Source organism: Phenylobacterium sp., assembly GCF_030693805.1.
In the GTDB taxonomy this organism is placed as follows: Bacteria; Pseudomonadota; Alphaproteobacteria; order Caulobacterales; family Caulobacteraceae; genus Phenylobacterium.
On record NZ_JAUXZW010000430.1, the window covers coordinates 1 to 7,698 of the forward strand.

Genomic DNA, 7,698 nt, shown 5'->3' on the forward strand with positions numbered 1-7,698 from the left:
CGGGTGCGCGCAAAGCGGCAGGGTCGTCGAAGAACGGCGGGTTGGCGATCAGGGCGTCGAACGGCGCCAGGCCGGTGCGGCCGAACGGCTGGTCGACATCGCCCAACTGGACATCGACGCGCGCCTGTAAGCCGTTGAGCGCGATATTCTCCTGGGCCAGGGCGAATGCGTCCGGATCGCGCTCCAGGCCGACGAAGCGCGCACCCGGCCGTCTCCATGCCGCAGCGAGCAGGGCCGCGCCGGCGCCACAGCCGGCCTCCACCACCCGCGCGCCTTCACCCGCATCACAGGCCGCCGCCAGCAACGCCGCGTCCATTCCCGCGCGATAGCCGCGCCGGGGCTGGCGCAGCAGGACGCGTCCGTCCAGCAGGCGGTCCTCGGTGACATCGGACGCCTCTGCGGCCTGTGGTTTGTCGTTCGAAGGCTTCATGCGTGCGGCGACATACGCGCCTTGACCACCCCCTGTCGCCCCACCATTGTCCCCCGCAACGACGTCCGGCGCCAGGATCCCCGCCGGCAGTCAGGAGTTCGGACTTTCCGTGAACGTAGCGACAGCGGCCCTCGCCCCCAGCCCATCGTCGATCGAGGCGCTGCTGACCCTTGCGCGGGCGGACATGACGGGTGTGGACGCGCTGATCCGCGACCGGATGCAGAGCCCGGTGCCCGTGATCCCTGCGTTGGCCGATCACCTGATCAGCAGCGCCGGCAAAAGGCTCCGGCCGCTGCTCACCATCGCGGCCGCCAGATTGGCTGGCGCGCGCGACGACGCTTGCTTGAAGCTCGCCGGCGCCGTCGAATTCATCCACACCGCGACCCTGTTGCACGACGACGTGGTCGATTCTTCCGAGCTTCGCCGGGGCAGGGTGGCCGCCCACCTGATCTGGGGGGCGCCCTCCAGCGTGCTGGTCGGCGATTTCCTGTTCGCCCGGGCGTTCGAACTCATGGTCGAGGCGGGGTCGATGCCGGCGCTGGAGATCCTGGCGCGCGCCTCGCGCGTCATCGCTGAGGGCGAGGTGCTGCAACTCACCCGCGCCCACGACCTGGACCTGACCCAGGAACTGTACCTGGAGATCATTGGCGCCAAGACGGCCGAGCTGTTCGCCGCCGCTGCGGAGGCCGGGGCGGTGTCGGCCGACGCGTCTCGCGAGCGCTGCGCGGCGTTGCGCCGCTTCGGAGCCAATCTCGGCATCGCGTTCCAGCTCGTCGACGACGCGCTGGACTACTCCGGCGCCAGCGAAACTCTGGGGAAGAACCCCGGCGACGACTTCCGAGAAGGCAAGACGACCCTGCCGCTGCTGCTCGCGATCGCGCGCACGGGCGGGGCTGAGACCGAATTCTGGACCCGCGTCATTGGTCGCCGTGATCAGACGGACGCCGATTTCCTGCGCGCCATCGACCTGATGCGCGCCACAGGAGCGTTGCAGTCGACGCTGGATCTGGCCGCCGACTATGCCGAAAGCGCCAAGGCTGCGCTGGACGATTTCGCATCGACCAATGGGTGGCGGCCGGCGCTCGAAGACCTCGCGGACTTCGCGGTCACACGTCGCACCTGACGACTCGCCGACATAGGAACCAGTCGTCTGCTCGAGCGCTCCGCTGGCTCATGGAGCGCCTCAAGTGACCTCAGCTATCGACCTCTCGGCGTTTGGCGCCGACAGCACTACCGATATCGATCCCCAAGGACTGCACCAGGCGCTGGCGCACTGGAACAGACGCCGCCTTGCGGCGCGAACGCCCGGTTTCGACTGGCTCGCCGAGGTCGACGAGGACGCGCGCATGCTCCGCGTCGAAGGCGGTTTCGTGGAAGCGTTCCGCGCGCAGATTGCGCCGTTGGTCGCCCACGCGCCGTCTGATCCCGACGGCTTCGTGGCCTGGTTCGAAGCGCTCAGGGAGAGCGGTCCCGGTCAATGGGACCCTCTGTTTTCCTGGCTCGAAACAGAAGCTTCTCTCGAAGAGATGAAGTGGTTCCTGACCCAGGAAGCCGCCGGCGAAGCGGGATTCGATGACCTGGTGGCCATGACCCAGGTCAAACTGCCGTCCCGTGCGAAGCTTGAGCTCGCCCGCAATTATTGGGACGAGATGGGCCGGGGCCATCCGAACGGGATGCACGGGCCTATGCTCGACCGCACGGTCCAGGGCCTCGGCCTGCGCCCGACCATCGAGGGCACCGCCTGGCAGTCGCTGGCGCTGGCCAACACGATGACGGCGTTCGCCGCCACGCGCCGCTACGCCTACCATTCGGTGGGCGCGCTGGGGGTCGTCGAGCTCACGGCGCCGACCCGTGTCAGCGCGGTGGCCGCCGGCCTGAAGAGGCTGGGCATCGCGCCTGAGCAACGCAAGTACTTCGTCCTGCACGCTAATTTGGACGTCGAGCACTCCAGGGCGTGGAACGCCGAGGCGATCGCGCCACTGGTCGAGGAAGACCCGGCCTGTGCGCGCTCGATGGCCGAAGGCGCGATCATGCGGCTGATCTGCGGCGAGCAATGCTTCGAGGCATACCGGACGCACCTGTGGAGCGCCGGCGCAGAAAGCCGCTACCGCTACGCCGCGGAGTAGGGCTCAGCCGGGCGAGATCATCTTCTCCGGGCGCACGAGGGCGTCGAACTCCTCGTTGGAGACGTATCCGCCGCCCACCGCCTCGTCTCGCAGAGTGGTGCCGTTCTTGTGCGCGGTCTTGGCGATCTTGGCGGCGTTGTCGTAGCCGATCTTCGGCGCCAAAGCGGTGACCAGCATCAGTGAACGCTCCATCGCCGCGCGAATGTTGTCCTCACGCGCCTCGATGCCGACGACGCAGTTGTCGGTGAACGATACGGCCGCATCGCCCAGCAGCTTGCAGGACTGCAGGAAGTTGTAGGCCATCACCGGATTGAACACGTTGAGCTCGAAGTGACCCTGGCTGCCGGCGAACGCCATGGTGGTCTGGTTGCCCATCACCTGGGCGCAGACCATGGTCAGGGCTTCCGACTGGGTCGGGTTGACCTTGCCCGGCATGATCGATGAGCCCGGCTCGTTCTCCGGCAGCGAAAGCTCGCCCAGACCCGAGCGCGGTCCCGACCCCAGGAAGCGGATGTCGTTGCCAATCTTGAACAGCGCCGCGGCGGCCGAGGTCAGGGCCCCGTGGCTGAACACCATGGCGTCGTGGGCGGCGAGAGCCTCGAACTTGTTCGGCGCGGTGATGAACGGCAGGTGGGTGATGGCGGCGATACGCTCGGCCACCTTCTCGGCGAAGCCCACGGGCGCGTTGAGGCCGGTGCCGACCGCAGTGCCGCCCTGCGCCAGCTCGTAGAGGCCGTAGAGCGTTTCCTTCAACCGGCGCACGGCGCTGGCGACCTGATGAGAATAGCCGGAGAACTCCTGGCCCAGCGTCAGAGGCGTCGCGTCCTGGGTATGGGTGCGGCCGATCTTGATGATGTGGGCGAAGGCCTCAGTCTTGACCTTCAGCGCGGCGTGCAGGTGCTCCAGCGACGGCATGACATGGCGGGCGACTTCCTCCGCGGCGGCGATGTGCATGGCCGTCGGATAGGTGTCGTTGGACGACTGGCTCATGTTGACGTGGTCATTGGGGTGGACCGGGCTCTTGGAGCCCTGGACCCCGCCCATCATCTCGATGGCCCGGTTGGAGATCACCTCGTTGGCGTTCATGTTCGACTGGGTGCCGGACCCGGTCTGCCAGACGACCAGCGGGAAATGATCGTCGAGCTTGCCGTCGATCACCTCCTGCGCGGCGGCGACGATGGCGGCCCCGATCGTCGGGTCCAGCCGGCCCAACGCCATGTTGGCCTCGGCCGCAGCGCGCTTGACCACGCCCAGGGCGCGGACCACCGGCTGCGGTTGCTTTTCCCAGCCGATCTTGAAGTTGCCGAGCGAGCGCTGGGTTTGCGCGCCCCAGTAGCGGTCGGCCGCGACCTCGATGGGGCCGAAAGTATCGGTCTCGGTGCGCGTCGCGGTCATCGGTTCCTCCAGCCTGGACGCCCGCCGGTTTAACGAGACGGAGCGAGACTGCAAGCCGTTCGCCGCTTAGAGGAAAATGCGATGGACGATGGCTGGACCCAGCACGGCAAGGTGCGCGCCCGCGAGGGCCCCGACGAAGGCGCGGTGGAGATCGTCGTCGACGGCCTCACCACCCAGGCGAAATACTACAAGCCGCTGATCTACGAGTTCTTCCGCAAGGCCTGGCGCGGCGCGCGTCCCGCCTGGGGCGAGTTCGCCGTGGAGATCCGCATGGAGTATGTCGGCGATCCGCCATGGATGGACCTGGACAACCTGGCCAAGGCGATCCTCGACGCGATCAAGGGCTACGCCTTCCATGACGACGCGCAGGTGGCGCGGCTGCTGGTGGAGCGCCACCCCGGCGAGCGCGAGCGCATCTTGGTCAACGTCCGGCGCTTGAAAGCCTGAACCCAAAAAGCAACGGCCGCGCCCTGCGAGAGGCGCGGCCGCTTTGTGTCGTCGGCGAGAGGGGTCCTTGCTCGACGTCAGCGATATTGTTGCAGCCGGGTGGTCCGAAGACCGGCCAGGCCGTGGCGTTCGATCGACCGCTGCCACGCGAGGAACTCCTCGGCGGTCAACGAGTAGCGTTCCAGCGCCTGGTCGAGGCTGAGCAGGCCGCCGCGCACAGCGGCCACCACTTCCGCCTTGCGGCGGATCACCCAGCGGCCAGTGTTGGCCGGCGGCAGATCATTGATCGTCAACGGAGCGCCCGTCGGGCCAATGACATAGACCTCGCCGCGGCTGTTCGTTCGTGTCTGCTGTTGCTGCTGCAGCATGGCTTTACGCCTTTCCCACCATCACAGTTCGGGAGGAATGTAGCGCGCAGGGCATAACGGCCGCTTAATTGCGATAGTAAAAAAAGAACTAACCAAGTCGCCCCCCTGTACGAAAACGATACATGCAACGTTGTTGATCAACATTAAACGTCGTTAATGGATACTATCAGCGCTTAATGTTTATCAATTCTTCCAACATCTGATCTGCTGTCGTAATAATCTTAGAAGATGCTGAATATGCGCGTTGTGTAGTGATCAATCCGGTGAATTCCGCGGATAGATCGACTGTCGATGCTTCGAGGGTAGAGGGCGAGATGAGGCCAGCGCCGCCGCTCGACGGCTGCTTCAAGGCGAACTCGCCGCTTTTGAGCGTCGGGCGGAAGGCGTTGCCGCTCACCGCCTGCAGGCCGTCGGGGTTGGGGAAGGTGGCCAGGGCCACCTGCGCCACCATGCGTACGTCGCTGTTGTCGAACAGCGCCGAGACCACGCCGGTCTCGTCCACCTGCACGCCGATCACGCTGCCGACGCCAGCGCCGTCAGGGTTGACCGAGTTGACCGTCGAGGCGTCGGCGAGCTGCGACAGCTTGCTGAAGTCCAGCACGATGGTCTGCGGCGCGATGCCGGCGTCGGTCCACGTCACCGGGATCGACAGGCCCTGCTGCGTCGGGCTGTTGACCAGCGTGCCGCCGGTCACCGTGGTCGGCGCGGCGAAGATCGGCTGGCCGCTGGTGTCGAACGCCAGAGTGCCGCTGGCCACCATGCCGGACCCGGCGACGTCGGGAGACTGGACTTCGTAGCTCCACTGGTTGGCCGTGGCGCTGCGGCGCACGGCGACGTTCACAGAGTGAGAGCCGCCCATCGAGTCGGTCACCGACATCGGAATCGTGAAGTCGGGCGCCACGCCGGCCGCGCCGCCGGGCGTCAGGTAGTCCGACATGTTCGGCGTGGCGTAGGCGCCGGCGCTCGCTGACCAGGTGCTGGGCCGTTGGAGGTTGGCGTTGACCAGGACTTCGGTGGTCGGCAGCACCGTGGCGCTGATGTCCTTGACGTTGATCGGCTGCAGGGTGGTGAGGTCGGAAGGGTTGGTGCTGACCTGGCCGTTCACGAACGGCCATCCTTGCAGGTAGAGGCCCGCGTCGTTCTTCAGATAACCGTCAGCGTCGACGCTGAACGAGCCGGCGCGGGTGAACATCCGCGCATCGGCGTCGGTCAGGCCGCGGCCCTTGTCGGTCACCACGAAGAAGCCTTCGCCGGAGATCGCGAGGTCGGTGGGCGAGCTGGCGCTCTGTAGCGTTCCCTGCTGGCTGACGTACTGACGAGCGACGCCCTGCACGCCGCCGGCGCTGTATTGACCGGCGACCGCCTGGGACGTCACCATGTTGGCGAAGTTCACTTGACTGCGCTTGTAAGCGACGGTGTTGACGTTCGCGATGTTGTCGGAGATCGCGGCGAGCGCGGAGGAGTTGGCCACCAAGCCCGAGACGCCGGCGCGCATTGCGCTGTTGATGCTCATGGGTTTTCGCCTTCTTTCTTAGGTTCTGTTGGGACGCCGGATCAGGCCGCTACGGCCGGTTTGTCGGCGTCGTCGTCGTTGGATGTGGTCTGGGTGGGGGCCTGGGTGACGCTGGTCACGACGTTCCACGGCACGCGCGCGCCGTTGATGACCAGGAAGGCCTCGCCATTGGACTGCTCGACGCCGGTGACGACGCCCTGCAGGAAGGTGGTCGAGGTGATCGTCTCGCCGGACTCCGCCTTGGCGGTGACGCGAAGCGTGTAGGTCCCGTCGGGCAACCGCTTGCCGCCGGTGTCCTTGCCGTCCCACGAGAAGGCATGTTCGCCGGCGCCGTTGTCGGAGCCTGCCTTGACGGAGACCACGCGGCCGTTGGAGTCGAGCACCTCGAGCTTCACATCGGAAGCGGCGGCGTCGAGCTTGTAGAGCCAGTCCGCCTTGCCGTTGACGAGAGCCGCGTCGCCGGTGACGGCGCGCACGTCCTTGCCGATCAGGCTGACCGCGGTGGAGATCCCGCTGCCGGTGTTGCCGACCAGCTTCTGCAGCAGATCGTTGGTCAGCAACTGCTGCTCCACGCCGGTCATCTGCACGATCTGCTGGGTGAACTGCGTCGAATCCATCGGCGACAGCGGGTCCTGGTTCTTCAACTGCGTGGTCAGCAGCGACAGGAAGGTGTCGAAGTTCTCGGCCAACCGGGTGCGACCGGCGGCGGACGCGGCGCCGGTCGCTGCGGCGGCTGTGGCGTCGATGGCCATGGTTGCTGTTCCTCTAGATCTTGATGTCGAGGCCGGCGTAGGCCCGGCGCTGAAGACTGGGGGGCGCGGCGATAACGTCGGCTTCGCCGGCGACGCCAAGCGCCTCGTGGAAGGCCTGGCCGCGCCAGGTGGAGCCTGTCTGGGCCTGCTGTTGTCCGCCGCCTTGTCCGGACTGGCCGCGCTCGCCCGCCACGTCGAACGACAGGCCCCCGGAGACGTCGAAGCCGGCTTGCTCCAGGGAACGGGACAGTTCTTGGGACCGGCCGCGCAGTTCGGCGGCGGCCTGTGGGTTGTCGAACGACAGCGAGGCGGTCAGCCGGCCGTTCGCGCCGATCTCCAGGCGAACGTCGACCCGGCCGAGGCCCTCAGGCTGAAGCTGGACGTCGAAGCGGGTCGAGCGTTCGTCCAGCTTCTTGAGGATCTGCGCCGACAGGTGGGCGATCGTCTCGGGAGAGCCGCGGGCAGGGGCCGCCGCGACGCTGGCGATGCTCGCCTGCTGCAAGGCGGGCTCGGCGGCGGCGCGGGGATTGGGCGGTTCCGGCGTCGTGTCGCGCGAGGCGATCTTGCTCGCCGCATCCTCGACGCCGCCGCCGGCGGATTCCTGGCCCTTGCGGGCGTCGATCACGCCGGCGGCGCGCGCGTCGTGCGGCGCGGCCTTGGCGGAGTC

Annotated in this window: 9 protein-coding genes; 3 read left to right on the plus strand and 6 right to left on the minus strand. The window is 67.1% G+C overall.

What is annotated here, in order from left to right:
• A partial coding sequence (locus tag Q8M88_RS17185) for a methyltransferase (RefSeq protein ID WP_305598374.1) occupies nt 1-430 on the minus strand: 430 nt, incomplete at its 3' end.
• A gap of 184 nt (nt 431-614) precedes the next feature.
• Between Q8M88_RS17185 and Q8M88_RS17190 the strand changes: the two genes are divergently transcribed.
• Together Q8M88_RS17190 and Q8M88_RS17195 are read left to right on the plus strand one after the other, a co-directional pair.
• Complete coding sequence (locus tag Q8M88_RS17190) at nt 615-1,553, plus strand: polyprenyl synthetase family protein (protein WP_371132756.1); 939 nt, start codon at nt 615-617, stop codon at nt 1,551-1,553.
• Nucleotides 1,554-1,617: 64 nt separating this feature from the next.
• The gene (locus Q8M88_RS17195) at nt 1,618-2,556 is read left to right on the plus strand and encodes an iron-containing redox enzyme family protein (protein ID WP_305598375.1); all 939 of its coding nucleotides are present in this window, start codon (nt 1,618-1,620) and stop codon (nt 2,554-2,556) included.
• 3 nt (nt 2,557-2,559) lie between these two features.
• Here the strand turns inward: Q8M88_RS17195 and fumC are convergent, their stop codons facing one another.
• Nucleotides 2,560-3,951, minus strand: coding sequence for a class II fumarate hydratase (gene fumC, locus Q8M88_RS17200; protein WP_305598376.1), 1,392 nt, complete (start codon nt 3,949-3,951; stop codon nt 2,560-2,562).
• A gap of 81 nt (nt 3,952-4,032) precedes the next feature.
• On the opposite strand from fumC, the gene Q8M88_RS17205 reads away from it, so the two are divergent.
• Entirely contained in the window at nt 4,033-4,398 is a 366-nt protein-coding gene (locus Q8M88_RS17205) for a RusA family crossover junction endodeoxyribonuclease (RefSeq protein WP_305598377.1), read from the plus strand.
• A gap of 77 nt (nt 4,399-4,475) precedes the next feature.
• Here the strand turns inward: Q8M88_RS17205 and Q8M88_RS17210 are convergent, their stop codons facing one another.
• From Q8M88_RS17210 to Q8M88_RS17225, 4 genes are all read right to left on the minus strand, one after another.
• The gene (locus Q8M88_RS17210; protein WP_305598378.1) at nt 4,476-4,766 is read right to left on the minus strand and encodes a DUF1153 domain-containing protein; all 291 of its coding nucleotides are present in this window, start codon (nt 4,764-4,766) and stop codon (nt 4,476-4,478) included.
• A 166-nt stretch (nt 4,767-4,932) separates the two neighbouring features.
• A complete protein-coding gene (locus Q8M88_RS17215) occupies nt 4,933-6,279 on the minus strand; it encodes a flagellar hook protein FlgE (protein ID WP_305598379.1) in 1,347 nt (448 codons plus the stop codon).
• A gap of 41 nt (nt 6,280-6,320) precedes the next feature.
• Nucleotides 6,321-7,031: a flagellar hook assembly protein FlgD gene (locus Q8M88_RS17220; RefSeq protein ID WP_305598380.1), complete on the minus strand. Its 711-nt coding sequence runs from the start codon at nt 7,029-7,031 to the stop codon at nt 6,321-6,323.
• Between the two features lie 13 nt (nt 7,032-7,044).
• Nucleotides 7,045-7,698 (minus strand): flagellar hook-length control protein FliK (locus Q8M88_RS17225; RefSeq protein ID WP_305598381.1); only part of this gene is annotated, 654 nt, incomplete at its 5' end.